Here is a 25837-nt window from a genome sequence, read left to right on the forward strand (position 1 = left end):
GTTACAGTTCGACGGCCTGCTTGTTCCCGAGCGATTCGGGCACGGTGAAGCGGATACTGGTGGTCGCGCCGGCCATCGTGTTGATCTTGATGGTGACCTCGTCGCCCTCGTTGAGGTTACTGGCGTACTGGTCGACATCGAACACGAGGTTGAGCCGGTCGTCCGCGTCGTTGAGGACGTTGTCGGAGCCGTCGGAGTCCTTCACCGAGAGGTAGGAGAACTGCTCTCCGCTCGGGTTGGTCTGCGAGTAGTTCTCGGTGGTCGACGTCAGCTGGTAGGTCCCGCTGGGACCGATCCAGGTGACGGTGGCGTTCTGGATGTCGATCTCGCCGGCGCCGGGCGCCTGCGTCACCGTCACGTTGACGATATCGATCTGGCTGCCGCTGACGTTGCCGACGGTGGCGACCTCCTGCACGCGGTCGCTGACCTGTTTACTGCTCTGTTGACCCGTTTCCTGTGACTTGCTCTGGAGGAAGCCGGCGGTATTGATGAGGACGCCGGCGGCGATCGCCGCCACCAGCACCATCGCGATGAACACGATGAGCGTCCCGATCCCCACCTGCCCGCGCTCCTCCTCCTCGGTGATGAATTCGAACATTGTATGGTTCTCTCGGTCCCGAACCCGACGTGGGCCGGGCGGTGACGCCGACGACTCGGAATCGCCTAATAAATCTGCGGCGCTGCATATCAGATTAGATAACCAGATCGTGGGCTATCGGGATCGATATCTCTCGATCGGGGCGGCCGAATTCGAGGGATCGAGCTCGATTGAAGACGGCACGCTTATCACACTCACAATCAGTACTGAGAGTCATGTCCGCGGACGACGAGGAGATCATCGAGGTGCTGGGGAACAAATATAACCCCGAGATCCTCGACGCGGCGGGCGAACCGAAGTCGGCACAGGAGCTGTCCGATCAGCTCGGCGTGCCGATCGCCACCTGTTACCGCCGGATCAACGAACTGGAGGACACCGAGCTGTTGGAGCTACACGACCGCCCGCTCTCCGACGAACACCGTCGAATCAAGGTGTACCGGCGGTGTGTCGACGGCGTGAACGTGCGGTTCCGCGACGGGCTGACCGTCGAACTCGAGGAGCGCTCGGAGGTGAAGAACAAGCTCGACGACGTGTGGCGGACGATGACCGACGGCTGATCGGGGGTCGAACGACCGTCGCGTTCGCCGGGCCCGAACGGATCCCGTTCAGAACCCGGCGTCGGGACCGTCGCGGCCCATCATCGAGAAGCCGCCCGCGCGCTCGTACACCTTGATCCCGCCCTCTGCGATCTCCATCGGGAAGATGTCGGTGTCGATGTCCTGCTTACGCATCTTCGCCACCCAGACGTAGCGGTTGACGCCGGAGTCGGTCGGCGTCTGGATGAAGTAGATGTTCCCGTCGGTGAGGAAGTTCTCGAGGCCGATCTCCGTCTCCGGGAACACCGCCCCCTGCTCGTTGATGAGCAACGAGGTGAGTCCGTTCTGCTTCAGGATGTCCGAGAACTTCAGCAGGTACGTGCGTTTCTCCTTCTCGTCCTCGAAGAACAGCGAGAACATCGTCAGGGAGTCGAGCACCAGCCGGTCGTAGGAGGTGTTCGCGAAGTCCTCCATCAGCGTGTCCAGCGCCGACGAGAAGTCGCCCTCCCGAAGCATATGCTGTTTGTCGTACACCTTGATCGCTCCCTCGTCGACGAGATCGCCCCAGCGGTCGAAGCCGATCGACTCGGCCGCCTGCCGGATGTCCTCCTCGTTCTCCTCGAAGGAGATGTAGATGCCGTGCTCGTCGTGCGTCGTGACGCCGTCGTAGAGGTACTGGATCCCGAACAACGACTTCCCGGTCCCGGGGTTTCCGCTCACGAGCACCGTCGCGTTCTCGACGAGACCGCCATTGAGGATGGAGTCGAGCCCATCGATTCCGGTCGGAACAGTGGCTACCATATTGGTATCCGCCGTCCCCACAAATGAAAACGGTTCCGCCGTGTACCGACGGCGCGAACGCGACCGGGCCGAGGGCTGTTCGACATGTCTAATTCCACATACCTCCTCGGTAATAGCTTTCTACGGCAGGATCTGTGTGCGATAGTTTTAAGCACGAACACGTCCGGTTCACGAACATGATTGACCGTGGGATCGGGCTCGTCGGAGGGCAGTCACGGTGACGCGGCGCGTGCTCATCGTCGAGGACGAACCCGAGGTCGCCGATCTGTACCGCGGATACCTCTCGGGGACCTACGACGTCACGGTCGCGAACACGGGCGCCGAGGCGCTCGACCTCGTCGACGACACGATCGACGCCGTGCTCCTCGACCGGCGGCTTCCGGACACCTCCGGATCGGAGGTGCTCGCGGCGATCCGCGATCGGGGCCTCGACTGTCGGGTGGCGATGGTGACCGCCGTCGAACCGGACGTCGACATCGTCGAGATGGGGTTCGACCTGTACCTCGTCAAGCCCGCGACCCGAGACGACATCCAGTCCGCCGTCGAGCGACTCGGAACGCGCGCGCAGTACGACGACACGCTCCAGCGGACCGCCTCGCTCGTCACGAAACGGGCGGTACTCGAGGCCGAGCGAACTCCGGCGGAACTCCGCTCGTCGCCGGAGTACGAGGAGCTGGTCGACACCATCGACTCGCTGCAGTCGGAGATGGACGACCTCGCGTCGGCGTTCTCGCCGGACGACTACCGGATGCTGTTCCGCGACCTCGGTCCGTCGTCCACGTCCGAGTCGGCCTGATCGTCGGATCGTTCTCCGCCCCTCGGGGCGAACTCGCAGTCACTCGCCGTTCAACTGCTCGCCGACGAGCCCGTCGACCGCCGCGAGGAACGCCTCGCGTTCGTCCGCGGGGATCGTCGCGCCCGCCGCGACGTCGTGTCCGCCGCCGTCGCCGCCGACCGCGCGGCTCGCCTCCCGCATCACGGCCGAGAGATCGAGCCCCTCGCCGACGAGACGCCCGCTCCCCCTGGCCGAGACCTTCGTCTCCCCCTCGCCCTTGTCCGCGAACGCGACGATCGGCTTGCGGGCGGAGACGCCGTCGGCGCCGACGGCCATCCCCGCCACGATGCCGACGATGGTCTCGCGGATCCTGGTGCCCGCGTCGAACCACTGGACGTTGTCCTCGCGCTCGACGCCCTCGTTCGTGACCCACTCGAGCCCCTCCGAGAGGTTCCGACGGTGGTTCCGAAGGAGGGTTCGGGCGCGCTCGAGCGCCTCCCCGCGGTCGCCGAGACAGACCGCGAGCCCCACGTCCGCGCGTTCGTAGCGCGCGGTCGCGTTGAGCAGCGTCGAGAACTCGCTCACGTCGCGAAGCTCGGTTCCGGGCTCCTCGTCGGCGAGCACGTAGGTGGTGCCGACGAGCGAGTCCACGCGCTCGCTGGGGACGCCAGAGGAGACCGCACGGCGGATGAGCGCGCTGGCGACCGTGCGGCGCTCGTCCGCCCCGAGGTCGACCCACCGGCGCCACTCGCCGTCACCGTCCTTCATCGGCACGTCGAGGTCGGAAAGGAACTCGATCGCGCCGGCCTGATCGTTCGAGATACCCGGGATCCGAGCCTCGCTGGCGTACTCCAGCAGCTTCGGGAGCGGACGGGTCTGTCGACCGTACAGCGCCAGGTCGGTCACCTCCTCCAGCGCGCCGGCGGCGACCGCGTCGGCGACGAGCCCCTCGTTGGCGCCCGAGAGCCCGCCGTCGCCGTCCTGCATGTCGCCGACAGCGCCGACGACCGCGAGGGCCGCGAGATCGCGGTTGTCCGTCTCGGTCGCGTCGCCCAGTGCGCGTGCGAGAAGATACGAGGCGCCCGCACCCGAGAGCTCGCTGGCGCCGTCGAGCCCCTCGAGGAGGGGATTGAGGTGGAACTCCGTCTCCGCGTCCGCCGGCTGGTGGTGGTCCGCGATCACGGGAACGAAGTCGCCGGCTTCCTCGTGGGGAGCGATCACGTCGAGCTGGCCGCTGCCGAAGTCGGTGAAACAGACCACGTCGTAGTCGGTCGCGGCGATCGAGGCGACGGCGTCGGCGTCGAGCTGCTTGAAGAAGGCCGTCTCGAAGTCGAAGCCCGCGCGCTCGAACGCCGCCGTCGCGACCGCGGCGCTGGTGAGGCCGTCGGCGTCGATGTGCGAACACAGGAGGAACTCGCCGGCCTCGCGTAGCCGGCCGGCGCAGGTCTCGGCGCGCTCGCGGAGTTCGGGGACGGGGAAGCCGTCGCTTTCGTCGGGTTCCGACCGCGTTTCGTCGGCGTCCGCGCTCGACATTGCTGTGAGAGGGTGGGGCGTTCTCGGGCATAAACGCTCGTACTCCGTGAGCGCGCACGTCGAGAACGGGATGACCGAGACCGGAAGGGCGGCGCTACTTCACGAACTGCAGCAGGTCGTCCCGCTTCGCCTCCCGGAAGTGACCGCGCAGGGCCTCCTTCAGCGGCTCGATGGACCCCTTCTTGGCGGTGATCGGCGCGATCGTTCCGCCCTCGCCGGACCACTGCTGCCACGGCGGGTACAGCCCCAGCCGCTCGCACAGCTCGTTCAGCCGCTCGTCGCGGTCGTCCACCTTGTCCATCTTGTTCACCGCGACCACCGGCGCCACGTCCACGTCCTGCAGGAACTGGAACAGCTCCACGTCGTGGGGGATCTCGTCCTCATCGCTGTGGCGGTCGATGATGTCGACCACGGCCTTCCCGTCGACGACGAGCACGCCCGCGACGATGGAGTCCGCGTTTTCCTCGACGTAGCGAACCACGTCCGTCTTGATCGCCTCGCGTTTGTCCTCCTCGACGCCGGACATGAACCCGAATCCGGGGAGGTCCGTGAACATGAACGACTGGGGCGCCCAGTCGAAGTGGTTCGGCTTTCGTGTGACGCCCGGCTTCTTGCCCGTGGACACGTCGTGGCCGGTCAGCTCGCGCATCAGCGTCGACTTGCCGACGTTCGAGCGCCCGACGAGCACCACCTCGGCGTCCCGGTTCGGTCGCCCCTCGAAGGTCATGGCGTCGGCTTGGACGAGCGGCGGGTTAAGGGGCGCGGGTCGAGCGGCCGGGAGTCCGACAAGCGAGGGCCAGCGACTCGGTCGGGTCCGCCGGCGACCGCCGAGCGACGCGCCCAAGTCCCCGGCTTCCGAGCCACGGACATGGACAAACAGCCCCTCCGCGAGCGCGTCTGGGACGACTTGGAGGAGTCGGGCGAGGCTCGCTTTCCGTTTCCGCCGCACGGCCGCATCCCGAACTTCGCCGGGGCCGACGGGGCGTGCGACCGCCTGACCGACACGCCGGAGTGGGAGTCGGCGGACGTCCTCAAGGCGAACCCCGACGCCCCCCAGCTCCCGGTTCGTCGCGCCGCCCTCCGCGCAGGCAAGACCGTCTACATGGCCGTCCCTCGGCTTCGGGAGGAGGAGCCGTTCCTCCGGCTGGCGCCCGAGGAGGTGCCCGATATCGACGAGGCGACCACCGTCTCCGGCTCCTCGACGCACGGCGTCCCCGTCGGCCCCGACGAGGTTCCACACGTCGACCTGATCGTCTCGGGAAGCGTCGCCGTCACCGAGGCCGGGGGGCGGGTCGGAAAGGGCGAGGGGTTCGCGGACCTGGAGTTCGCCGTGTTGTCGGAGTTGGGTGCCGTCGACGCCGGGACCGCGGTGGCGACGACCGTCCACGAGCGCCAGGTGGTCGACGACGAGGTGGCCCTCGACGCCCACGACGTGCCGCTGGACCTGATCTGTACCCCCGAACGGACGATCCGGCCCGGCAAGACCGACGACGGCGAGGGGGACCGTGGCGGCGACGCCGTCCCCGCGCGACCCGACGGCGTCGACTGGGACGCGCTTCCCGCCGAGAAGCTGGAGTCGATCCCGGTGTTGCGGCGGCTTCGACCGGAGTGAACGGCGTATCAGCGGTGTTCGACACGCCGGAGCGAAGGGGCAGGTAGCGCCGCCGAGGCGACGGTCGACGGCGAGCCGACCCCGGTGCGTATAACTGTCCGGTCTGTGAGTTTCGCCCGTGCGACTGCTTCAGGTGATGGTGCCGGCGGGCAAGCGGGAGACGGTCCTCGCGGTGCTCGACGAGGAGGGGATCGACTACGTGCTCTCCGACGAGACGAGCGGCCGCGAGTACACGGCGGTCGTCTCGTTCCCGCTGCCGACGGAGGCCGTCGAGCCCGTCCTCGCGGAACTCCGCGAAGCAGGTCTCGAACGCGACGCGTACACGGTGGTCCTCGACGCCGAGACGGTGATCTCCCGGCGCTTCGAGGAGCTGGAGGAGCGGTACGCCGAGGACGAGGACGGCAACGGCGACCGGATCGCCCGCGAGGAGTTGGAGGCGCGGGCGATCGACATGTCGCCGCGACTGGGCGCGTTCGTGACGATGACGGTCATCAGCGCCGTCGTCGCGACGGCGGGGCTGCTGCTCGACTCGGCGGCGGTCGTCGTCGGCTCGATGGTGATCGCGCCCCTCATCGGCCCGGCGATGGCCGCCAGCGTCGGCACCGTCGTCGACGACGACGAACTGTTCGCCCGGGGAGTGAAACTCCAGACCCTCGGGGCCGTCCTCGCGGTGGCGAGCGCGGCCGTGTTCGCGGCGATACTTCGATACGGGCGGGTCGTCCCCTTCGGCGTCGAGGAGGTGTTCTCGATCGCGGAGGTCCGGGAACGACTCGCACCCGACGTGCTCTCGCTGCCGATCGCGTTGGGGTCGGGCGTCGCCGGCGCGCTGTCGCTGTCGTCGGGCGTCTCGACCGCGCTCGTCGGCGTCATGATCGCGGCGGCCCTGGTCCCGCCGACGGCCGTCGTCGGCATCGGCATCGCGTGGGGGCGTCCGGGGACCGTCGCGGGCGCGGCGCTGCTGGTCGTCGTCAACTTCGTGGCGATCAACTTCGCCGCGCTGGCGACGCTGTGGTACAAAGGGTACCGCCCGGAGTCGTTCTGGCGCCTCGACGAGGCGCGCGCGACGACGATCCGGCGGGTCGGGGTGTTGGGCGTCGCCATCCTGCTCTCGACGGCCGTACTGGGAGGGGTGACGATCGCCTCCTACGAGAGCGCGCAGTTCGAAACGGCCGCTCAGGAGGAGGCGAACGCCCTCCTCGAGGGCGACGCGCGCGTCCTCGACGTGGCGGTGACGTACGGCGGGTTCCCCTTCCGACAGCCGACCGCCGTGACGGTGACGGTCGGCCACCCGCCGGGGGCCCCGCCGCCACAGATCGGCGACGCGCTCGCGACACGCCTGGCGGACGAGACCACTGCGCCGTTCGGGATCGGCGAGGGCGCGACCGTCGAGGTGTCGGTTCGGTACATCCCCGTCGAGGAGTCCCACGCCGGCGAGGATCCGGCGTGACACAAACGGGCATTTGTGTGTAAGATAGCTTAACGGTCGTCGCGGGCGTCGGTACACGCGTGAACCGAACAAGGACCCTTCCAGCGCTGCTCGTCGCGGCCATGCTCGTGCTCGCGGGCTGCGCCGGGACGACCGGATCGAGCGCCACCGACGCGGCCGCGACGGGCGCGAACGCGACGGACGTGAACAGCATCACCGCCGACGGCACCGCGACCGTGAGCGCCTCGCCCGACCTCGCGGAGATCACCGTCGCCGTCGAGTCGACCGCCGACAACGCCAGCGCGGCCCGCTCGCAGGTCGCCGCCGACATCGAACGGCTCCGCGAGGCGCTGACCGACGCCGGCTACGAGGTGCGCACGGTCGACTTCCGGCTGTCGCCCGAGTACGACCACTCCCGCGACGAGCGCGAGCTCGTCGGCTACCGCGCGTACCACGCGCTCGCGTTCGAGACGAGCCCCGACGACGCCGGCAGCGCCGTCGACCTCGCCGTCGACAACGGCGCGACCGCCGTGCAGGACGTCCGCTTCACGCTGAGCGACGAACGCCGCGCCGAGCTCCGCGAGGAGGCGCTCGCGGCCGCCGTGGGCGACGCCCGCGCGACCGCGGAGACGACCGCCGGTGCCGCCGACCGCTCGGTCGGAACCGAGCTGTCGATGCGGGTCGGCTCGTCGGCCGTCTCGCCGTACGACTCGCGAGTCGTCTACGAGACCGCCGACGCCGGCGCCTCCACGTCGTTCGATCCCGGGCCGGTGACGGTGTCGGCCTCGGTGACGGTGACCTACGAGTTGGAGTAGCGCGACCGGAAACGGGGATCCCGGACGGTCGTGTCCGCCGGGGCGGAACCGCCAAGTGATCGTCTCGCCGACATCGATCCGTGAGCGACTCCGAGCGCCTCGTCACCGGCACGATGTTGGGGCTGTTCCTCGCGTTCGGCGTGGACACGATCCTGATCGTCGCCGTGCTGTGGTACGTCGGCTCGATCCCCGGCCCGACGGCCGGCCGGATCTCGGTCGCGGTCCTGTCGGCGTTCCTGCTGTGGATCGCTGTCCGATGGAATCGCCTGCGCCGGACACGCGGGACCGACGCCACCGAGAACGCCGGGACAGACACCGACGCCGAGGACGACCCCGTCGAGCGCCTGAAGCGCCGCTACGCCGAGGGCGAGGTGTCCGACGAGGAGTTCGAGCGCCGGCTCGACCGACTGCTCGACGCCGACAGCCGACTCGACGCGGACGCGACCGGGACGGCGACCCGTGAGCGCGAGCCGGAGTGACGGGGGCCGTGTGGCGTGACGGGGGCCGTGTGGCTTCGGTGTCGCCGCGCGGCTCAGTTCTCGCCGCGCGAGGGCAGGTCCGGCTCGAATCCGACCGCCTCGACGGCCATGTCGAGGACGGCGTCGACGTTGTCGTTCTCGGTAACGCTCATGTACGCGTCCGCCTCCACGTCCCTCGACCGGTCGCTTTTGTTGCAGACGACGAGCACCGGCGCGTCGAACCGCTCCTCGACCTCCGCGAGCAGTTCCAGTTGCGACTCCAGGGGGTAGCCGCAGTCCCCGGAGGCGTCGACGACGAAGAGGACGGCGTCCGCGAGGTGGGTGAGCGCGGAAACGGCCTGCCGCTCGATGCCGTTGCGGTCCTCCTCCGGGCGGTCGAGCAGGCCGGGGGTGTCGATGATCTGATAGCGGATGCGGTCGCGCTCGAAGTGGCCGATCTGGACGGCCTTCGTCGTGAACGGGTAGGAGGCGATCTCGTTGGACGCGCGGGTGACGTGGTTGACGAACGACGACTTGCCGACGTTGGGGTAGCCGGCGACGACGATCGCGGGCTCGTCGGGGCGGATGTCCGGCAGCGTCTTGAGCGCGTCGCGGGCCTCCCCCACGGTGAGGAGGTCGTCCTCGATCTCCTCGACGATGTCGGCCATGCGGGCGAACGCCTGCTTGCGGTGCTTGCGGGCGGTCTCGACGCCCGACTTGCGCATCTTCGCCTGATACTCCGAGCGGAGCTCGTCGATCCGCCGGGAGGCCCAGTTGACCTCCGAGAGCGCCTGCCGAAGTTCGTCGACGTTCACGACCGCGTCGGCGAGCTCGTAGTAGAACGGCTCGACCTCGAACTCGAAGTCGGGCCAGGAGGTGGAGACGTTGGCGAGGTTGTCCGAGAGGATGTTCGCGGCGGTGATCAGCATCGACTCCTGGGCGTCCCAGCCGTCCTTGGCGCGGCCGGTCCGGGACGCGCGGGAGAACGCCTTGTCGAGGAGTTCCTCCGCGCGGGGGGTGGTGGGGAGGTCTTCGAATGTCATAGTCAGTTGTCGGGAGTTGACGACGACGGCGTATAAGCCCGTTCGTTCGGGTTTCGCACGCTCTCGGGTGTGTTCGCCGGAGGCACGGTTGCGGTCGGACGGGACGACGTGGCGGCGCGACGGCCGAGCGCGACGCGGAGATCGCGAGCGTGCCCGCGGGCGACCGGCCGCGACCGGGGGCGGTTCCACCGGAAACGACGCCCGCATGGAGCGGTTGAAACAGAGAGACACGCACGTGAAGCCGCCATCGTCGGAACAGCACCTTTATCAGTCGCACGCGGCGAAGTTCCAACGAGATTACTCTCGGAGGCCCATGGTGACGGAGCAAACACAACCGGAGGTGAACATCGGACTCGTCGGTCACGTCGACCACGGAAAGACGACGCTAGTGCAAGCGTTGTCGGGCGACTGGACCGACCAGCACAGCGAGGAGATGAAGCGCGGGATCTCCATCCGTCTGGGCTACGCCGACGCGACGCTGCGTCGGTGCCCGGACTGTGCCGAGCCCGAGTGTTACACCGTCGAGGAGACGTGCCCGGAGCACGGCGTCGACACCGAGACCCTGCGGACGGTCTCGTTCGTCGACGCCCCGGGCCACGAGACGCTGATGGCGACGATGCTCTCCGGAGCCTCGATCATGGACGGCGCGGTGCTCGTCGTGAGCGCCACCGAGGACGTCCCGCAGGCGCAGACGGAGGAGCACCTGATGGCGTTGGACATCATCGGCATCGAGAACATCGTCATCGCCCAGAACAAGATCGACCTCGTCGACGACGAGCGCGCCCGGGAGAACTACGAGCAGATCCGGGAGTTCGTCGAGGGCACCGTCGCCGAGGACGCGCCGATCGTGCCCGTCAGCGCCCAACAGGAGGTCAACGTCGACCTCGTCATTCAGGCGCTGGAGGACCGGATCCCGACGCCCGATCGCGACGAGACGCTTCCGGCGAGGATGTACACCGCGCGGTCGTTCGACATCAACCGCCCCGGGACGAAGGCGAAGGACCTGCTGGGCGGCGTCATCGGCGGGTCGCTCGCACAGGGCACGCTCACCGAGGGCGACGAGATCGAACTCCGCCCCGGCCGCGAGGTCGAGGAGGGCGGCTCCTCGGAGTACCACTCGATCGAGACCTCCGTGCGCTCGCTGCAGGCGGGCGGTCACCCGCAGGACGAGGTCGGACCGGGCGGCCTGCTCGGCGTCGGCACGGGGCTGGACCCCAGCCTGACGAAGGGCGACGCGCTCGCGGGGCAGGTCGCCGGCGAGCCCGGCACGCTGCCGCCGACTCGGAACGGGTTCGAGATGGAGGTCGAACTGCTCGACCGCGTCGTCGGCGAGGGCGAGGTCGAGGAGATCTCCACCGGCGAGCCGCTGATGCTCACCGTCGGCACCGCGACCACGGTCGGCGCGGTGACGAGCGCCCGGACGGGCGAGTGCGAGGTCAACCTCAAGCGTCCCGTCTGCGCCGAGGAGGGCGCGAAGATCGCGATCAACCGCCGGATGGGCGCCCGCTGGCGCCTCATCGGCGTCGGAACCCTCACGGAGTAACGGGGCCGGTGACGATGGTCGTCCTCGACACGAACGCGCTCATGATGCCGGTCGAGTGCGGCGTTCGCGTGTTCGAGGAGCTCGACCGACTGGTCGACGACCCCGACCTCGTCACCCCCCAGGCGGTCGTCGCCGAGCTGGAGAAGCTCGCGACGGGCGCCGGCGAGGAGGCCGCCGCCGCGTCGGTCGGCCGCGACCTCGCCGAGCGGTGTCGGATCGCCGAAACGGCGGAGCAGTACGCCGACGACGCGGTCGTCGAACTCGCGGCGGGCGGCGCCGGTCACGGCGCCGACGCCGACACGGGCTTCGACGGCTACGTCGTCACGAACGACCGCCCCCTGCGCGAGCGCCTCCTCGCTCGGGGCGTACGCGTAATCGGTTTAAGGGGCGCGAACACACTCGCGATAACAGAACCATAGCATGTACAAACGGGTACGACTCAAGGACACGGTCGAGGTCCCGCCGGAGCATCTGGCGGACGTGAGCCGCGACCGCGTCCGCAAGCTCTTGCAGGACAAGTTGGAGGGACGCATGGACGAGGACGTGGGCAGCGTTGTCAGCGTCGTCGAGGTCCACGACATCGGCGACGGCGCCGTCCTCCCGAACAGACCGGGCGTCTACTACAAGGCGGAGTTCGACGCCGTGACCTTCGATCCGGACATGCAGGAGGTCGTCGACGGGAACGTCGTGGAGGTCGTCGAGTTCGGCGCCTTCGTCGGCATCGGCCCCGTCGACGGGCTGCTGCACGTCTCGCAGATCTCCGACGAGTACCTCGCGTACGACGGCGAGAACCAACAGCTCGCCTCGACGGAGTCCGACCGGACGCTCGGCGTCGACGACCCCGTCCGGGTGCGCGTCGTCACGAAGTCGATCGACGAGCGCAACCCGCGCGACTCGAAGATCGGCCTCACCGCCAAACAGCCCGGACTCGGCAAACACGAGTGGCTGGAGGCGGACGTTCGACGCCGCGCCGAGGGGGCGCCCGCGGAGGGTAACTGATGGCGGAGGACCGCCTCGCCTGTCGCGAGTGCCACTTCGTCAACGGCCCCGACGCCCAGACGTGCGAGAACTGCGGCTCCTCCTCGCTGACGGAGGACTGGGCCGGCTACGTCATCATCACGCATCCCGAGGACTCGGAGATCGCCCCGGAGATGAACGTGAGCGAGCCGGGCAGCTACGCGCTGAAGGTCCGGTGACCGCGCGGATCCGCCGCCGAATCGGATGACGCTCCTCACGCTCCCCGACGACCTCCGCGGCGCGTTCAAGGAGCCCATGGGCCCCGTCTACACCGACGCCGAGCGGCTGCTGGCGGACGCGGGCGACCCGATCGTCGCCGTCGGCGACGTCGTCACCTACCACCTCCGCGTCGCCGGGCGCGATCCCGACGTGGCCGTGATCGACGGGAAGACGAAGCGGGAGGCCGTCGGCGAGGAGATCGCCGCCGTCCTCGACGGGGAGAACCGCCGGATCGAGGTCGACAACGAGCCGGCGACGCTGTCGACGGCGATGCTCGGCGCGCTGGTCGAGGCGCTCGCGAGCGACGATCCGGTCGTGATCCACGTGACGGGCGAGGAGGACCTCGCGACCGTCCCCGCGCTCGTCGCGGCCCCCGAGGGCGCGAGCGTCGTCTACGGCCAGCCCGACGAGGGGATGGTGCTCGTGGACGTGACCGCGGAATCGAGACGGGAGGCCCGGGACCTGCTCGGACGGCTCGACGGCGACACCGCGGCGGCGCTTTCGGCGCTCGACGGCGACGGGTAGCCGGTCGCACGCGTCGGCGATCCCCTCGCGGCCGCTGAATCGGGGTACAGGCCCTTCGAAATCCTTTTCCGCCTCTCGGGCGCAGTCACTGACAACTGAACCATGGACATCGACATCATCTCCGAGAAGGAGAACCCCATGCTCCACCGGACGGACGTCCGGTTCGAGGTGCAGCACGACGAAGCAACCCCCGCCCGGCTGCAGGTCCGGGACTCGCTGGCCGCCAAACTCGACAAGGGATCCGACGAGGTCGTCATCCAGGATCTGGACACGAAGTTCGGCATGCGCAAGACGGTCGGCTACGCGAAGGTGTACGAGACGGCCGAGCACGCCGCCGACGTGGAGCAGGACTACGTCCTCGAGCGGAACGCCATCGCCGGCGACGAGGACGCCGAGGCAGAGGAAGCCTGACGCCGGATGCGCGTCCTCGGCGTCGAGGGCACGGCCTGGTGCGCCAGCGCCGCGGTGTTCGACGCCGAGGCCGACGCCGTTTTCATCGAGTCCGACCCCTACGAACCCGACAGCGGCGGCATCCATCCGCGCGAGGCCGCCGAACACATGGGCGGCGCGATCCCGCGGGTGATCGAGACCGCCCTCGAACACGCCCGCGAGGAGTACGACGACCGCGCCGCTGACGAGTCGCCCGTCGACGCCGTCGCGTTCTCCCGCGGTCCCGGGCTCGGTCCCTGCCTGCGCATCGTCGCCACCGCGGCCCGAGCGCTGGCGCGCACGCTCGACGTGCCGCTGGTCGGCGTCAACCACATGGTCGCGCACCTGGAGATCGGCCGCCACCGTGCCGGCTTCGACTCGCCCGTCTGCCTGAACGCCTCGGGGGCGAACGCCCACCTGCTGGGCTTCCACGACGGGCGCTACCGCGTGCTCGGCGAGACGATGGACACCGGTGTCGGCAACGCCCTCGACAAGTTCACGCGCCACGTCGGCTGGAGCCACCCCGGCGGCCCGAAGATCGAGGAACACGCCGCCGACGGCGAGTTCGTCGAGTTGCCCTACGTCGTGAAGGGGATGGACTTCTCGTTCTCGGGGATCATGTCGGCGGCGAAGGCGGCCCACGACGACGGCGTCCCCGTCGAGGACGTCTGTTTCTCGCTGCAGGAGCACGTCTTCGCGATGCTGACGGAGGTGGCCGAGCGGGCGCTGTCGCTGACGGGGACCGACGAGTTGGTGCTCGGCGGCGGCGTCGGCCAGAACGACCGGCTCCGGGAGATGCTCGCGTCGATGTGCGCCGAGCGCGGCGCCGACTTCCACGCGCCCGAGCCGCGGTTCCTCCGCGACAACGCCGGGATGATCGCGGTGCTCGGCGCGAAGATGGCCGCCGCCGGCGACACCGTCGCCATCGAGGACTCCGCGATCGACCCCGACTTCCGGCCGGATCAGGTGCCGGTGACGTGGCGCGACGACGCGGAGTCGGTCGCGCGAGTGCCGAGCGCGGCGGACGGGGAGGACCGCGGGGGGGACGACCGAGCCGGCCGCGACGCCGCCGACATGCGCGGCGCGGAGGCGACCGTCGAGGTCGACGGCGACGGGGTCGTGAAGCGACGGCTCCCGAAGGGGTACCGCCATCCGGAACTGGACGAGACGCTGCGGCGCGACCGGACTGTCGCGGAGGCGCGCCTGCTCGCGGCCGCCCGTCAGGCGGGGGTGCCGACGCCGTTGGTCCGCGACGTGGACGTCGCCGAGGCGACGATCGCGATGCAGTTCGTCGGCGATCGCGACCTGGCGGCGGCGCTCACCGAGGACCGCGCCCGGACGGTCGGCGAGCACCTCGCGCGGCTCCACGACGCCGGGATCGTCCACGGCGACCCGACGACGCGCAACGTCAGGGTGGGCCGCGAGGGATCGCCCGAGAACGGACGGCTCTTCCCCATCGACTTCGGCCTCGGCTTCAGCTCCGACCACGTCGAGGACTACGCGATGGACCTGCACGTGTTCGAGCAGTCGATCGAGGGGACCGCGAGCGAGCCCGAGCGGCTCGTCGCAGCGGTCGAGGACGGCTATCGGGCGGTCGGCGACCCCGCCGTGCTGGACCGGCTCCGCGGCGTCGAGGGACGCGGTCGCTACCAGTAGCGTCGGCGTCGGGATGCCGGATTCGGGCCAAAACGATTTATCCGACGGCGTCGTTGACTGAGCCATGGCAGACAAACCCCAGACAGGGGAGCTCTTCGGGATCCCGTACAACTTCGAGCGTCCGAGCGTCGGTCGCCTGCTCTCCTCGTACTGGAAGCCCGGCAAGGGTATGCTGGTGGAGAAGCCGTTCGGCATCGGCTACACGCTCAACCTCGCGAACTGGCGCTCGTGGCTCGTCCTCGTCGTCGCGGGCGCGCTGCTGTATCAGGAACGCGGCGGCGGCGACGACGACGGCGACGTCGACGACGAGGCCGAACCCGTCGAGGTCATCGTCGACGACGACTGAACGTCCGGACGACGACCGGGCGCCTACTCGCTCCACTTCTCCGACTCCGCCCGGTCCCGCCAGGCGCGCTGCTGTGCGCGCTCCGCGACGTGGTCGACGCCGTCGGCGACGTCCTCGCGGACGGCCGTCTCGAACGCGTCCAGTTCGTTCAGGACGTTTCGCCGATACGCCGTGACGAGCTCGTACGTCCAGCGGCCCTCGACGACGCCCGCCGGGAGCAGCCGGTCGCGGATCTCGTCGGCGTACTCGTCGTGGCCGGCGGCCCGGAGGAGCTCCTCCGCCTCCGCGAACCGGTCCATCGCGTGGCCGGTTCGGTGGTGACAGCCGAGCAGGTCGGCGTACGCGCGGTGGGCGTGTTCGATCCCGAGCTGTATCGAGTGCAGCGCCGCCCGTTCGTCCGCGGTCAGGTCGGGAACGCCCCGGGCCGGTTTGTCGACGGACATATCACGTGCTACGTCACCATACACCAAGGAGCTTGTGTGCCCGAACGATTAGGGGGGCCGACGACGAGGGGGGTGGCATGAACGGGTCGTTCCTCGCGTCGATGGCGCTGACGCTGGCGTCGCTCGGCGGCTACGTCCTCGGGACCGTCGCGCCGTACCCCGGTCGGGAGGCGAGCATCGCGGGGCTGTTCGTGGGGATAACGCTCGCGGTCGTGACCCACGGCCGGAGCGACGCGGGATCGACGGATCCCGAGACCGACGCGGGAACGCCGGAGCCCGGAATCGGCTCGGAAACGACCGGCTCCGGGAGCGACCCACGTGACGGGGGTGGATCGCGGTGATCCACGCGATGTCGTACACCGACGGGGAGGCCGCGACGTTCGAGGAGGTGACGGCGGCCGCGGAGGCGCCGGGGACGACGTGGGTGTGGGTGAACGCGGCCGACCGGGGCGGGGACGGGGATCCCGCGGTTCGGGAGGGGGAGACCGACGTGGGTCGGGTCCCGCAGCCGACGGGCGAGCTCGCGACGGTGACCGAGCGGTTCGACATCCACCCGCTACACGTCGAGGACGTGCTCGGCGACGCCCGCCCGAAGTCGGAGCTGCTGGACGAGTACGCGTTCCTGCTCGTGAAGGGCGCCCGGTTTCGCGTCGGGGAGACGACGTTCCTCGAGGAGATCCGGACGCGTCCGGTGGGCGTGTTCGTCGGCGACGACTGGCTGGTGACGGTGACGGTCGACAGCGACGACGCCGTCGAGGCGGTGTGGAACCGCCTCGAGGGCGCGGACCGGCGGGCGCTTGCCCGCGGGGCGGACTTCGCGGGCTACCTCGTCGTCGACCGGATCGTGGACGGCTACTTCCGCCTCCTGGAGGAGCTGGAGGACGACATCGAGACCGTCGAGGACCGCGTCATCGAGGCGCCCGACCCGGACACCCTCGCGGCGATCAACGAGCTCCGGCGGGAGCTGCTGTCGGTCCGGCGGGTCGTGTGGCCGACCCGCGACGCCGTGAACGCGCTCTCGCGCGGCGACGCCGACCAGATCGCCGAGTCGACCGAGAAGTACTACCGCGACGTGTACGACCACCTCGTGCAGCTGGTCGAGCTGACCGAGACGTACCGCGACCTCACCGCCGGCGCGCGCGACATCTACCTCAACACGCTGTCGCAGTCGACGAACGAGGTGATGCGCCGGCTCACGGTCGTCGCGACGATCGTCCTCCCGCTGACGTTCGTCGCCGGCGTGTTCGGGATGAACTTCGAGTCGATGCCGGAGCTCGGGTGGCCGTACGCGTACCACACGGCGATGCTCGGGATGGGCGGCATCGCGCTCGTGCTGGTCGCGTACTTCCGGCGCGAGGGCTGGTTGTGAGCCGGACGAGTTCCGTGGCTCGGTCGATCCGCCGGCCCGACTGATCCGCCGACACGGCCGATCGGACGGCCGCCGTGTGGCACTCAGCCGTCGGCGATCCGTCGCACCGATCCCCCGTCGTCGCCGACCGTGCAGACGTACACCTCCCCGTCGGGGCCCTCCCCGAACGAGAGCAGTCCGCCGCCGAGCCCCGTTGTCGACACCGCGCGGGTCGGCCATCGACCCGACTCGCGCGGCTCGGCCAGGAACAGGTCCCCATCGGGGCGGTAGTCGCCGAACACGTACGTCCCCGCGAGGTCGGCGACGGCGTCGCCGCGGTAGACGTAGCCGCCGATGACCGAGATCCCGGTCACCGCGCCGTCGCCGGAGTGAGGGTACTCGATCACCGGGTCGATCAGCGGACCGCCGTCGGGCGTCTCGGTCGGCGCCTCCGCGGCGTCGAACGGCCGGAACCCCTCACGGACGTTCCAGCCGTAGTTGCCGCCGGCCTCGACGCGGTTCACCTCCTCGTAGCGGTTCTGCCCCACGTCGGCGACGAGGAAGTCGTCCGTCTCGCGGTCGAAGCTGAACCGCCACGGGTTGCGGAGGCCCCACGCGTACTGCTCGGGGAGCCCCTGGCCGCCGACGAGCGGGTTGTCGTCGGGGACGCCGTATGGATCGCCGTCATCGCCGACGCCGACGTCGTCGCCGCCGAGCGGGTCGATCCGGAGGACGCTCCCGAGGAGGTTCTCGGTCACGTCCTGCCCGTTGCCGCCCGCGACGCCGTCGTACCAGTCCTCGACGTGGCCGGTGCCCCGGTCGCCGGCGCCGCCGCCGTCGCCGACCCCGACGTACAGCAGTCCGTCCGGGCCGAACACGACCGACCCGGCGTTGTGGTTCGGCTGCGGCTCGGGGATCTCGAGGAGGATGCGCTCGCTGTCGGGGTCGGCGGCGTCGGGCGTCGCGCGGAACTCCGAGAGGACGAAGGTGTGGCTGTAGTCGCTCGGCATTCCGTCGCGCAGCGGGCCGCTGTACCGGACGTACACTCGATCCTCGTCGGGGAACTGGGGATGAAACGCGAGCCCGAGCAGTCCCATCTCGCCGCCTGCCCGGCCCAAGCGGTCGGTCACGTCGAGGAACGGCGACCCGTCGCCGCCGGCGAGAAGCGTCACCGTCCCCTGTTGGTCAACGACGTACAGACGGCCGTCGAGGCCGGCGGGCGCTTCCACGCCCAGCGGGGCGGCGAAGCCGTCGGCGATCGGCTCGGTCGCGAGCGAGTCGGGCGCGTCCGCGTCCGCCCCTGTCGTATCGGTGCCGGTCGTATCAGTTCGAGTCGTGTCGGTGCCGGCCGATTCCCGTCGATCCGCCGGCCCGGAGCGTCCGGACGTACAGCCCGCGACGGCGGTCGCGGCGAGCGTGCCAGAGCCCCCGAGACGGCGGAGGAACGTCCGTCGATCCATCGAGGCGTCCCGATCGGAACTGTCCATGCGGGGCGTGACGGTCCGCGTCGGTGTATACTCGTGGGCGGGTTGACTCCGCGGGAGACCGGGATCCTCACCTGAAGCGCCACGTCGCCGCGACGCCCGCCAGCCACGCGACGGCGAAGAAGGTAGCGAGCAACTGGACCGCCCCGATCGCGGCGCCGCCGGCCGCGACCGCGGCGACGAACACCGCCGCATCGACGCCCAGCCCCGCGCCGACGATCCAGCGGAACCAGCGCGCCGGGCGCTCGACGCGGCCGAACAGGACCGTATTGAGCCACACGCCGCCGATCGCGCCCGGCGCGACGAGCGCGAACACCGGGTACAGCGCACGCGGCCCGACGACCCCGAGGGCGACCGCCAGCGCGAGGACGGCGACCGCGAGCGCCGACGTGGTCAACGCGCCGGAGACCGCGGCGTGCCCCTGACGGGAGATGCGTCGGTCGCGGCGGTCGAGAACGGACTCGGGGTCGATCCCGTCCGGATCGGATGCCACACGCGTTGTCACGGCGTGTACGCCATTGGATATTACGCCCATACGGATGGGCTATCGCGCCCGTCGTGGATGGACTACCGCGCCCGACGGAGGTCACACCGTCACGCGCTCGCCGACCGACGGTGCCGCGGCGTCGTAGCCGTCGGCCCGCAACTCCTCGGCGAACGTCGGGCAGCGGTCCCCGTGGTTGACGAGCACCGTCGCGCCGCGGTAGTCGTCGAGGAACGCACGCAGACCGTCGCGGTCGGCGTGCGCGGAGAAGTCGAACAGTTCGACGCGGGCGGCGACCGGAACGACGCCGCCGTCGAGCTCACAGCGACCGTGTTCGAGCAGCTGTCGACCGTTCGTTCCCTCGACCTGGTAGCCGGTGAGACACACCCGGTTCGTCGGGTTCGAGCGAAGCATCGGCAGGTAGCGCATCACCGGCCCGCCCGAGAGCATCCCGGACGTGGTGACGATGGCCTCGTTGTCGGCGGCGATACGCTCCCGTTGTCCACGGGACGCCCCCGAGCGTCCCGTGCGGCCTGCGGGACCGGAGGTCCCGCTCTGGCCGGCCTTCCCGCCGACGTACCGCGCGCCGGACTTCGCCCGCCGGAGCGCCTCCGGGTCCCGGACGTACTCGGGGTATCGCCGGACGATGTCGGTGACGCGCTGGCCCATGCCGTCGAGGTACGGGCGGATCTCGGTGTCCTCCAGCACCGTCAGAATCTCCTGCGTCCGACCGATCGCGAACGCGGGGATCAGCGCGGTTCCGCCCTCGTATCGGGTGGTTCGGACCGTCTCGACGAACCGCTCCTCGACGCGGGCGCGGTCCTCGTGGGTCACGTCCGAGTAGGTGCTCTCGCAGATCACCGCGTCCGCGTCGGGCCGTGCCGTCGACCCCGACAGCAGGCGGGTGTCGTCGGTGTGGAAGTCGGCCGTGTACAGCAGCCGCGTGTCGCCGTCGTCGACGAGAACGTGCGCGCTCCCGGGGATGTGACCGGCGTCGAGGAGGGTGACCTCGTACTCGGTGCCGCCGGCGGCGACGGTGAACGGCTCGCCGTAGCCGTGGCGCTCCTCGACCTCCCCGAGGCGCTGGACGTGGCTCTCGGTGAAGGTACACTCGTAGCCGCGCAGCTTCAGCGTGTCGCGTGCGAGCACCCGAGCCAACTCGGCCGTCGGCGGCGTCCAGTGGACCGAGGGACGGCGGTCGCCGCGCAGTAGGGCGGGCACCTGCCCGACGTGGTCGAGGTGGCCGTGGCTGACGACGACCGCGTCCGGCTCCGGCCGGCCGACGGGGTACTGCGGCGGCTCCCCGGTCAGCATCCCGTAGTCGAGGAGGAGCGCGTCGTCGATGAGGACCGCCGAGCGACCCACCTCGCGGGCGCCGCCGAGGAACTGGATCTCCATCGCGTGAACGGCGGGGCTCGCCGGAGTTGGGTTCGTCGGTTCCTCGCGCGGGTCGCCGGCGACGGCGTCAGACTACCTGCACCGCGACCAGCGCGGCGGCCCCCAACGCCAGCACGCACAGCACGCCGACCGAGAGCGTGGACATCCGCTTCATGTTCATACCGAATCGGGGTGAGACCGCCGCATAACGGTTCGGTCCCGCCTATCACGGGTGAAAAACCGACCCCGATCGATCGCGCCTCCCGTCAGTCGTCCGCGGGGGCGGCGTCGGTGTCGGAGTCGGCTTCGCCGAGCTCCGGAACCACGCCGTCCTCGCGCCAGCCGCGCGTCTCGTAGTACTCGTCGAGCGCCGCCTCGAACCCCTCGATGTCGTACGGGAGCGTGTCCTCCGCGCGGTCGAAGCCGCGACGGTTGTTGAACGCCCGCTCCAGTTCGACGACGCGCGCGCCCACCGCGAGCAGATCGTCGTAGTCGGCGTCGAGCAGGGAGCCGAGCCGCTCCTCGGTCATGAAGTCCCGGCTGAACTTGCAGGCGACCGCGGAGTCGAGCACCGCGTTGTGGTCCTCCGCCGCGGCGACCATCGGGGCCTTCCCGTCGAGCCCGCGCTTGTCGACGGCCGCCTCCTTGTCGACGAGGGGGTACTCCTTCGAGTAGAAGCTCGCGTACATGTGGTCGGCGCCGCGGTTCGAGGTCGCGAACGAGAGGCCCTGCCCGTTCAGGGTGCGGCCGTCGTGGGCGGAGAACTCCAGCCCCTTCACCGACCAGTCCTCGACGCCCAGCTCGGGGGCCGCGCGGTGAACGCCCTCCGCGAGCAGGTCGCCCACCTCGCCCTCGCGGTAGGCGGCCTTCCGGAGCGTCTCGCGGGCGCGCTCGGGGTTTGCGAGGTCGTCCTCGCTCTCGAGGTAGGCGGCGACCGTGTCGCCCGCGGAGATGGTGTCGACGCCGAGACGGTCACACAGGTCGTTCGCCTTCATGACCTCGACCACGTCGTCGACGAGCTGGTTCGATCCCCACGCCATCACCGTCTCGAACTCCGGCCCCTCCGTCTCGACGCCGGCGTCCTCGTCCCTCGTCGGGAGCTTGCACGCGAACGCGCACTGCGAGCAGGTGCCCTTCTTGTACTTCTTCGACTCGACCGCGTCCCCGGAGATCCCCGCCACGCCCTCCTCGAAGTCGGTGCGCGCGAAGTAGTCGGTCGGGAGCGCCCCCACCTCGTTGGCGAGCTCCGTGACGCTCGTCGTTCCCTGCCGCTTCATGATGTGGTCCGCGGTGGCCGCCTCACGGTGGACGTCCGTCTGGATCGGATCGATCTCCACGTCCGCCTCGCTGTCGCCGTCGAAGGTGAGGACCTTCACGTTCTTGCTGCCCAGCACCGCGCCCATCCCGGTGCGGCCGAACGCACGCGTCTCGCTGGTCATCACGCACGCGTAGCGGACCAGGTTCTCGCCCGCCGGACCGATGCACGCGAGGTTCTCGGCCTCCAGATCGTGGGTCTCCTCGGCCCACTCGGTCACCTCGGGGACCTCGGCGCCCGCGAGGTCGGGGACCTCCTCGAACTCGACGCCGTCGTCGCGGACGTGGACCGCCAGGGGAACGTCGCTGGCGCCGTGGAGTTCGACGGCGGCGTACCCGGTGCCGGTGAAGTTGCGCGACAGGAAGCCGCCGGCGTTCGAGGAGGCGAGCCCGTCGGTCAGTGGCGATACGCTCGTCATGTTCATTCGCCCGGTGAAGCTCATCCGCGAGTGCTGGAGCGGGCCCGTCGAGAGCAGGACTCGGTTCTCCGGGCCCAGCGGGTCGACGTCGAACGGGACGCGGTCGAACGCCAGTTTCGTCGCGACGCCGCGGCCGCCGACGAACTCGCTCAGCACGTCGTCGACGTCCTCCTCGGTCGTCTCGCGGGCCGAGAGGTCGACCGACAGCAGCGGACCGGTCGCGTGGATCATACCCATGGGTTTCCAGTCGAGGGTGGTAAATCCCGCTGTCGGTGAGCGTGTCACGAACCACCGTGTGTCGCCGTTCGTGCGGGGGAAACGGGCGGGAACGCCACGCGCCGGTTCGGAACCACTATCCCGCCGGCCGTCGGACCCACGAACCGAATGAAGGTCTTCGGATCGAGCGGCACCCGCGGGGTCGTCGGCGAGGAGTTCACCCCGGAGTTCGTCTCCCGGGTGGCCGCGGCCGCGGCGGCGACGTGGGACGCCGAGCGCGTCGCCCTCGGCCGCGACACCCGCACGTCCGGGCGGACGTTCGCCGACGCCGCCGCCGCCGGCGTCACCGCCGCAGGCGTCGACGTGGAGCGACTCGGCGTGGTCCCGACCCCGAGCCTGGTGCGCTACTGCGAGGTCGAATCGGTGCCCGGCGTGATGATCACCGCGTCGCACAACCCGCCGGAGTTCAACGGGGTCAAGCTCGTCGGCGACGACGGGGTCGAGCTCCCGGTGAACCGGCTGGAGGTCGTCGAGGAGCGCCTCCTCTCGGAGGAGCCGACGACCGTGTCGTGGGACCGGATGGGCGAGTCCCGCCGCGTTCCCGACGCCAACGGCGACTACGTCGCGGAGATGCTCGACGCGATCGACCGCGACGCCGTCGCCGCCGCCGACCTCACGGTCGCGCTCGACCCCGGCCACGGCGCCGGCGCGCTCACCTCGCCCGAGTTCTTCCGGGAGCTCGGCTGCGACGTCGTCACGGTGAACGCGCAGCCGGACGGCCACTTCCCCGGCCGCGACCCGGAGCCGGTGCGGGAGAACCTCGACGACCTCGGGCGGCTCGTCCGCGCGGCCGACGCCGACGTCGGGGTCGCCCACGACGGCGACGGCGACCGCGCCATCTTCTTCGACGAGGCCGGCGAGTACGTCGAGGGCGACGCCTCGCTGGCGGCGCTCGCCGCCCGCGATCTGGGCGAGGGCGACACGACCGTCGCCGCGGTGAACGTCTCCCAGCGCCTCGTGGACGTGTGTGAGGCCGCCGGCGCGAACCTCGAGCTCACGCCCATCGGCTCGACGAACATCATCACCCGGATCAAGGAACTGTGGCGCGAGGGCGAGTCAGTCCCCGTCGCCGGCGAGGGCAACGGCGGGGTCTTCTTCCCCGACTACCGACTGGTGCGCGACGGAGCGTTCATCGCCGCGAAGTTCCTCGAGCTGCTCGCCGAGCGCGACGCGACCGTCAGCGAGATCGTCGCTCCCTACGAGGACTACACGAACGTCCGCGAGAACCTCACGTACGGCTCGGACGCCGAGCTGGACGCGATGCTCGCGGCCGCCGAGTCGTACGCCGACGCCGCCGACGCCGAGCCGGACACGAAGGACGGCTACCGCCTCGACTACGGCGACGCGTGGGTGCTCGTGCGCCCCTCCGGCACCGAGCCCAAGGTTCGCGTGTACGCGGAGTCCGCCGACGCCGACCGCGCGGCCGCGCTGGTGCGGGACCTGCGCGAGACGTTGGAGGAGGCGCGGGCCGACGCCGCGGCGTAGCCGGGCGACTCGCCCCGACGGCGCGCGCCGGCCGACTCGCTCCGACCGCTCCCCGATCGCACACCCCCCGAATCCTTTCCTCCCGTCGACCCCGACCCCCGAACATGGACATCGAGGTGCGCCCCGTCGCCTCGCCGGCCGAGTTCCGCGCGGCGCTGACGGTCAACCGCGCCGCCTGGCGCGACGCGTACGCCGGCATCCTCCCGGACGAGCGGCTGGACGCGATGACGGTCCCCGACGGCGTCGAGCTACAGGAGCGGTACGATCGTGCGACGGCCGACGGCCGTGCGTTCCTCGTCGCCGTCGACAGGGAACCGGGCGCGGTCGTCGGCTTCGCCGACGCGCTGTGGAACGACGAGCGAAAGGCGTTCTGCGAGCGCGAGGACGCCGAGCTCCGAGCGATCTACGTCGATCCCGACGCGCAGGGCGCGGGCGTCGGCTCGGCGCTGTTGGAGGCCGTACTCGACCGCGTCGCCGGATCGAACTCGCGGCTGGTGTTGGAGACGTTCATCGAGAACCGCGCGGCCCGCGAGTTCTACGAGGCGCGCGGGTTCGAGCGGGTCGGCACCTCGGCCTTCGAGGTGGGCGAGGAGTCGTACCCGACGGCGGTGTACGCGCGGCCGCTGTAGGCCGGTCGCGGTGAACCCTCGCGGTTACGAGTCCGCGTCCTCGAGCGTGTCGGTCAGCAGTTCGCGTCGCTCGCGCGCCTCGGCCAGTTCGGCGGCCGCCTCGCCCGAGGCGACGCGCTCGACCTCCGCGTCCGACAGCTCCGCCTCGGCCTCGGCGGCGCGGCGGAGCCGCTCGTAGTCGGGGTGGTCCGCGGCCTCCCGCAGCCGGCGGGCGCGGGCGACGGTCCCCTCGGGCGCGAACTTGGCGACGACGGAGACGAGCTCCTCGCGCTGGAACCGGAGCGTCTCGGCCGACGGCGGCGGCGGCCAGTCGACCGTGAGCGGTTCCGCGGACAGCCGTTCGAGGTACGTCCGGTGCGGGCGAACCCGCGCCGTGAACGTGCCCGGGTCCTCGACGTAGTGGTCGAGCTTGGAGGCGGAGTAGTCGGCGTACTCGAGCAGGTCCGGAAGCGCCGCCCCGTCGGCGGGCGACGAGTCGAGGAACGAGCGCAGCTCCGGCGGCGGCGCGGCGTAGTCGACGAACGGCGTCCCCGCCGCGTCCGCGACGAACGCCAGCAGCTCGCGGGCGGACGCCTCCCGGCGGAAGTCGTCGAACGCGTCGCGAACGGCGTCGTTGTAGGCGGCGATCGGCTCGCGGAGTTCCTCGGTGGGAGCGGTCAGGTCCGCCTCCCCGAGCTCGACGAGCCGTTCCAGCGCCGCGATCCGGTCGTCCAGCGCGTCGAGACGCCGCGTGACGTCCCGTTCGGCGTCGTGGACCGCGGCCTCGGCGGCCTCGCGCTCGGCCAGCCGGTCGGCGAGGTCGCGGGCGGGGGACAGCGCCTCGCGGGCGCGATCGAAGTCCGACTCGGAGAGCCGCCGGCCGTCGACGGCGTCGTTCGCGCGTTCGAACGCGTCGCGTCCGGGGACGTCCTCGTCGAGGTCCTCGGCGACGGCCGCGAACTCGCCCTGGAACTCGACGTACGCCTGGAAGTCGCCCGTCCCGGTCGCCGAGTCGACGTAGCGCTCCAGCAGGCGGTCTGCGCGCTGAACGGCGTCGCGAACGGTCGCGAGCGTCGACTCGCCGTGCTCCTCGACGGCGGCGGTCGCGTCGTCCCGTCGCCCGCGGGCGTCCCGGAGCGTCGTCGCGAGCGCGTCGGCGTCGCGTTCGGCGTCCGGCAGCGGGTCCGGCGATGCGTTCCGCCCGGAGGCCGCCTCCGGCTCGGCGGTCGCGTTCTGTCCGTGGGTCGCGTCGGCGTCGCGTCCCATC

At 70.5% G+C, this 25837-nt stretch carries 29 protein-coding genes; 18 read left to right on the forward strand and 11 right to left on the reverse strand.

The features are described from left to right. Position 1: 1 nt before the first annotated feature. Positions 2–598 carry an archaellin/type IV pilin N-terminal domain-containing protein gene (locus GRX01_RS16255; protein ID WP_159670073.1) on the reverse strand — a complete coding sequence of 199 codons (597 nt, stop codon included), beginning with the start codon at positions 596–598 and terminating at the stop codon, positions 2–4. Between the two features lie 215 nt (positions 599–813). Between GRX01_RS16255 and GRX01_RS16260 the strand changes: the two genes are divergently transcribed. Then, positions 814–1155, forward strand: a complete 342-nt coding sequence (locus GRX01_RS16260) for a helix-turn-helix domain-containing protein (protein ID WP_159670075.1) — start codon at positions 814–816, stop codon at positions 1153–1155. A gap of 48 nt (positions 1156–1203) precedes the next feature. On the opposite strand, the gene GRX01_RS16265 is transcribed toward GRX01_RS16260, so the two are convergent. After that, positions 1204–1935: an RAD55 family ATPase gene (locus GRX01_RS16265; RefSeq protein ID WP_159670077.1), complete on the reverse strand. Its 732-nt coding sequence runs from the start codon at positions 1933–1935 to the stop codon at positions 1204–1206. A gap of 217 nt (positions 1936–2152) precedes the next feature. Here GRX01_RS16265 and GRX01_RS16270 point away from each other — a divergent pair, with 217 nt between their 5' ends. Beyond that, positions 2153–2731 carry a HalX domain-containing protein gene (locus GRX01_RS16270; protein WP_321168167.1) on the forward strand — a complete coding sequence of 193 codons (579 nt, stop codon included), beginning with the start codon at positions 2153–2155 and terminating at the stop codon, positions 2729–2731. A gap of 39 nt (positions 2732–2770) precedes the next feature. Here the strand turns inward: GRX01_RS16270 and GRX01_RS16275 are convergent, their stop codons facing one another. Both GRX01_RS16275 and engB read right to left on the reverse strand, forming a co-directional pair. After that, positions 2771–4243, reverse strand: coding sequence for a DHHA1 domain-containing protein (locus tag GRX01_RS16275; protein ID WP_159670080.1), 1473 nt, complete (start codon positions 4241–4243; stop codon positions 2771–2773). Positions 4244–4337: 94 nt separating this feature from the next. Continuing rightward, on the reverse strand, positions 4338–4970 hold the full coding sequence (gene engB, locus GRX01_RS16280; protein ID WP_159670083.1) for a GTP-binding protein EngB: 633 nt from the start codon (positions 4968–4970) through the stop codon (positions 4338–4340). A gap of 141 nt (positions 4971–5111) precedes the next feature. Here engB and GRX01_RS16285 point away from each other — a divergent pair, with 141 nt between their 5' ends. The 4 genes from GRX01_RS16285 (at position 5112) to GRX01_RS16300 (ending at position 8575) form a co-directional block, all read left to right on the forward strand. Further along, on the forward strand, positions 5112–5855 hold the full coding sequence (locus GRX01_RS16285; RefSeq protein WP_159670086.1) for a 5-formyltetrahydrofolate cyclo-ligase: 744 nt from the start codon (positions 5112–5114) through the stop codon (positions 5853–5855). Positions 5856–5973: 118 nt separating this feature from the next. Next, positions 5974–7302, forward strand: coding sequence for a TIGR00341 family protein (locus GRX01_RS16290; RefSeq protein WP_321168168.1), 1329 nt, complete (start codon positions 5974–5976; stop codon positions 7300–7302). A gap of 59 nt (positions 7303–7361) precedes the next feature. Continuing rightward, on the forward strand, positions 7362–8096 hold the full coding sequence (locus GRX01_RS16295; protein WP_321168169.1) for an SIMPL domain-containing protein: 735 nt from the start codon (positions 7362–7364) through the stop codon (positions 8094–8096). A gap of 80 nt (positions 8097–8176) precedes the next feature. After that, complete coding sequence (locus GRX01_RS16300; protein ID WP_321168170.1) at positions 8177–8575, forward strand: SHOCT domain-containing protein; 399 nt, start codon at positions 8177–8179, stop codon at positions 8573–8575. A gap of 53 nt (positions 8576–8628) precedes the next feature. Here GRX01_RS16300 and GRX01_RS16305 read toward each other — a convergent pair whose 3' ends face one another. Next, entirely contained in the window at positions 8629–9597 is a 969-nt protein-coding gene (locus tag GRX01_RS16305; protein WP_159670089.1) for an NOG1 family protein, read from the reverse strand. A 313-nt stretch (positions 9598–9910) separates the two neighbouring features. On the opposite strand from GRX01_RS16305, the gene GRX01_RS16310 reads away from it, so the two are divergent. The 8 genes from GRX01_RS16310 to GRX01_RS16345 all read left to right on the forward strand — a co-directional run bounded on the left by GRX01_RS16310 (position 9911) and on the right by GRX01_RS16345 (position 15332). Further along, positions 9911–11140, forward strand: a complete 1230-nt coding sequence (locus tag GRX01_RS16310) for a translation initiation factor IF-2 subunit gamma (protein ID WP_159670093.1) — start codon at positions 9911–9913, stop codon at positions 11138–11140. Positions 11141–11154: 14 nt separating this feature from the next. After that, on the forward strand, positions 11155–11559 hold the full coding sequence (locus tag GRX01_RS16315; protein WP_159670311.1) for a PIN domain-containing protein: 405 nt from the start codon (positions 11155–11157) through the stop codon (positions 11557–11559). A 1-nt stretch (position 11560) separates the two neighbouring features. Further along, positions 11561–12139 carry a DNA-directed RNA polymerase gene (locus GRX01_RS16320; protein ID WP_159670096.1) on the forward strand — a complete coding sequence of 193 codons (579 nt, stop codon included), beginning with the start codon at positions 11561–11563 and terminating at the stop codon, positions 12137–12139. Next, positions 12139–12336, forward strand: a complete 198-nt coding sequence (gene spt4, locus GRX01_RS16325) for a transcription elongation factor subunit Spt4 (protein WP_159670099.1) — start codon at positions 12139–12141, stop codon at positions 12334–12336. Before GRX01_RS16320 ends, spt4 begins: the two co-directional genes overlap by 1 nt. Positions 12337–12361: 25 nt before the next feature. Continuing rightward, on the forward strand, positions 12362–12901 hold the full coding sequence (locus GRX01_RS16330) for a GTP-dependent dephospho-CoA kinase family protein (protein ID WP_159670102.1): 540 nt from the start codon (positions 12362–12364) through the stop codon (positions 12899–12901). Between the two features lie 102 nt (positions 12902–13003). Next, positions 13004–13312 carry a 30S ribosomal protein S24e gene (locus GRX01_RS16335; protein ID WP_159670105.1) on the forward strand — a complete coding sequence of 103 codons (309 nt, stop codon included), beginning with the start codon at positions 13004–13006 and terminating at the stop codon, positions 13310–13312. Between the two features lie 6 nt (positions 13313–13318). Beyond that, a complete protein-coding gene (locus GRX01_RS16340) occupies positions 13319–14986 on the forward strand; it encodes a bifunctional N(6)-L-threonylcarbamoyladenine synthase/serine/threonine protein kinase (protein WP_159670108.1) in 1668 nt (555 codons plus the stop codon). A gap of 64 nt (positions 14987–15050) precedes the next feature. Then, positions 15051–15332: a DUF5808 domain-containing protein gene (locus tag GRX01_RS16345; protein ID WP_159670111.1), complete on the forward strand. Its 282-nt coding sequence runs from the start codon at positions 15051–15053 to the stop codon at positions 15330–15332. A gap of 23 nt (positions 15333–15355) precedes the next feature. Here the strand turns inward: GRX01_RS16345 and GRX01_RS16350 are convergent, their stop codons facing one another. Beyond that, on the reverse strand, positions 15356–15775 hold the full coding sequence (locus tag GRX01_RS16350; protein ID WP_159670114.1) for a hypothetical protein: 420 nt from the start codon (positions 15773–15775) through the stop codon (positions 15356–15358). A 77-nt stretch (positions 15776–15852) separates the two neighbouring features. Here GRX01_RS16350 and GRX01_RS16355 point away from each other — a divergent pair, with 77 nt between their 5' ends. Both GRX01_RS16355 and corA read left to right on the forward strand, forming a co-directional pair. Beyond that, positions 15853–16116 carry a hypothetical protein gene (locus tag GRX01_RS16355; protein WP_159670117.1) on the forward strand — a complete coding sequence of 88 codons (264 nt, stop codon included), beginning with the start codon at positions 15853–15855 and terminating at the stop codon, positions 16114–16116. Next, positions 16113–17144: a magnesium/cobalt transporter CorA gene (gene corA / locus GRX01_RS16360; protein WP_321168171.1), complete on the forward strand. Its 1032-nt coding sequence runs from the start codon at positions 16113–16115 to the stop codon at positions 17142–17144. Before GRX01_RS16355 ends, corA begins: the two co-directional genes overlap by 4 nt. Before the next feature lie 83 nt (positions 17145–17227). Here the strand turns inward: corA and GRX01_RS16365 are convergent, their stop codons facing one another. From GRX01_RS16365 to GRX01_RS16380, 4 genes are all read right to left on the reverse strand, one after another. After that, positions 17228–18610 carry a PQQ-dependent sugar dehydrogenase gene (locus tag GRX01_RS16365; RefSeq protein ID WP_233741075.1) on the reverse strand — a complete coding sequence of 461 codons (1383 nt, stop codon included), beginning with the start codon at positions 18608–18610 and terminating at the stop codon, positions 17228–17230. 67 nt (positions 18611–18677) lie between these two features. Next, entirely contained in the window at positions 18678–19100 is a 423-nt protein-coding gene (locus GRX01_RS16370) for a hypothetical protein (protein ID WP_159670123.1), read from the reverse strand. Between the two features lie 93 nt (positions 19101–19193). Then, entirely contained in the window at positions 19194–20489 is a 1296-nt protein-coding gene (locus tag GRX01_RS16375; protein WP_159670126.1) for an MBL fold metallo-hydrolase, read from the reverse strand. Positions 20490–20734: 245 nt separating this feature from the next. Next, positions 20735–22432: an aldehyde ferredoxin oxidoreductase family protein gene (locus GRX01_RS16380; RefSeq protein WP_159670129.1), complete on the reverse strand. Its 1698-nt coding sequence runs from the start codon at positions 22430–22432 to the stop codon at positions 20735–20737. Positions 22433–22585: 153 nt separating this feature from the next. Here GRX01_RS16380 and glmM point away from each other — a divergent pair, with 153 nt between their 5' ends. Together glmM and GRX01_RS16390 are read left to right on the forward strand one after the other, a co-directional pair. After that, on the forward strand, positions 22586–23962 hold the full coding sequence (gene glmM / locus GRX01_RS16385; protein WP_159670132.1) for a phosphoglucosamine mutase: 1377 nt from the start codon (positions 22586–22588) through the stop codon (positions 23960–23962). Positions 23963–24066: 104 nt separating this feature from the next. After that, positions 24067–24591, forward strand: coding sequence for a GNAT family N-acetyltransferase (locus tag GRX01_RS16390; RefSeq protein WP_159670135.1), 525 nt, complete (start codon positions 24067–24069; stop codon positions 24589–24591). Between the two features lie 24 nt (positions 24592–24615). Here the strand turns inward: GRX01_RS16390 and GRX01_RS16395 are convergent, their stop codons facing one another. Then, positions 24616–25836 carry a DUF7118 family protein gene (locus tag GRX01_RS16395; RefSeq protein ID WP_233741077.1) on the reverse strand — a complete coding sequence of 407 codons (1221 nt, stop codon included), beginning with the start codon at positions 25834–25836 and terminating at the stop codon, positions 24616–24618. Position 25837 lies beyond the last annotated feature (1 nt).

Origin of the sequence: Halobaculum saliterrae (genome assembly GCF_009831625.1) — an archaeon.
GTDB lineage: Archaea > Halobacteriota > Halobacteria > Halobacteriales > Haloferacaceae > Halobaculum > Halobaculum saliterrae.

Coding starts and splice junctions, on each gene's coding strand:
- GRX01_RS16255 (WP_159670073.1), bottom strand. CDS start 598: ATGTTCGAATTCATCACCGAGGAGGAGGAGCGCGGGCAGGTGGGGATC.
- GRX01_RS16380 (WP_159670129.1), bottom strand. CDS start 22,432: ATGATCCACGCGACCGGTCCGCTGCTGTCGGTCGACCTCTCGGCCCGC.
- GRX01_RS16395 (WP_233741077.1), bottom strand. CDS start 25,836: ATGGGACGCGACGCCGACGCGACCCACGGACAGAACGCGACCGCCGAG.
- spt4 (WP_159670099.1), top strand. CDS start 12,139: ATGGCGGAGGACCGCCTCGCCTGTCGCGAGTGCCACTTCGTCAACGGC.
- GRX01_RS16320 (WP_159670096.1), top strand. CDS start 11,561: ATGTACAAACGGGTACGACTCAAGGACACGGTCGAGGTCCCGCCGGAG.
- GRX01_RS16375 (WP_159670126.1), bottom strand. CDS start 20,489: ATGGAGATCCAGTTCCTCGGCGGCGCCCGCGAGGTGGGTCGCTCGGCG.
- GRX01_RS16305 (WP_159670089.1), bottom strand. CDS start 9,597: ATGACATTCGAAGACCTCCCCACCACCCCCCGCGCGGAGGAACTCCTC.
- GRX01_RS16275 (WP_159670080.1), bottom strand. CDS start 4,243: ATGTCGAGCGCGGACGCCGACGAAACGCGGTCGGAACCCGACGAAAGC.
- GRX01_RS16340 (WP_159670108.1), top strand. CDS start 13,319: ATGCGCGTCCTCGGCGTCGAGGGCACGGCCTGGTGCGCCAGCGCCGCG.
- GRX01_RS16335 (WP_159670105.1), top strand. CDS start 13,004: ATGGACATCGACATCATCTCCGAGAAGGAGAACCCCATGCTCCACCGG.
- GRX01_RS16390 (WP_159670135.1), top strand. CDS start 24,067: ATGGACATCGAGGTGCGCCCCGTCGCCTCGCCGGCCGAGTTCCGCGCG.
- GRX01_RS16345 (WP_159670111.1), top strand. CDS start 15,051: ATGGCAGACAAACCCCAGACAGGGGAGCTCTTCGGGATCCCGTACAAC.
- GRX01_RS16260 (WP_159670075.1), top strand. CDS start 814: ATGTCCGCGGACGACGAGGAGATCATCGAGGTGCTGGGGAACAAATAT.
- GRX01_RS16355 (WP_159670117.1), top strand. CDS start 15,853: ATGAACGGGTCGTTCCTCGCGTCGATGGCGCTGACGCTGGCGTCGCTC.
- GRX01_RS16285 (WP_159670086.1), top strand. CDS start 5,112: ATGGACAAACAGCCCCTCCGCGAGCGCGTCTGGGACGACTTGGAGGAG.
- glmM (WP_159670132.1), top strand. CDS start 22,586: ATGAAGGTCTTCGGATCGAGCGGCACCCGCGGGGTCGTCGGCGAGGAG.
- GRX01_RS16330 (WP_159670102.1), top strand. CDS start 12,362: ATGACGCTCCTCACGCTCCCCGACGACCTCCGCGGCGCGTTCAAGGAG.
- GRX01_RS16365 (WP_233741075.1), bottom strand. CDS start 18,610: ATGGACAGTTCCGATCGGGACGCCTCGATGGATCGACGGACGTTCCTC.
- GRX01_RS16310 (WP_159670093.1), top strand. CDS start 9,911: ATGGTGACGGAGCAAACACAACCGGAGGTGAACATCGGACTCGTCGGT.
- GRX01_RS16315 (WP_159670311.1), top strand. CDS start 11,155: ATGGTCGTCCTCGACACGAACGCGCTCATGATGCCGGTCGAGTGCGGC.
- engB (WP_159670083.1), bottom strand. CDS start 4,970: ATGACCTTCGAGGGGCGACCGAACCGGGACGCCGAGGTGGTGCTCGTC.
- GRX01_RS16265 (WP_159670077.1), bottom strand. CDS start 1,935: ATGGTAGCCACTGTTCCGACCGGAATCGATGGGCTCGACTCCATCCTC.
- GRX01_RS16350 (WP_159670114.1), bottom strand. CDS start 15,775: ATGTCCGTCGACAAACCGGCCCGGGGCGTTCCCGACCTGACCGCGGAC.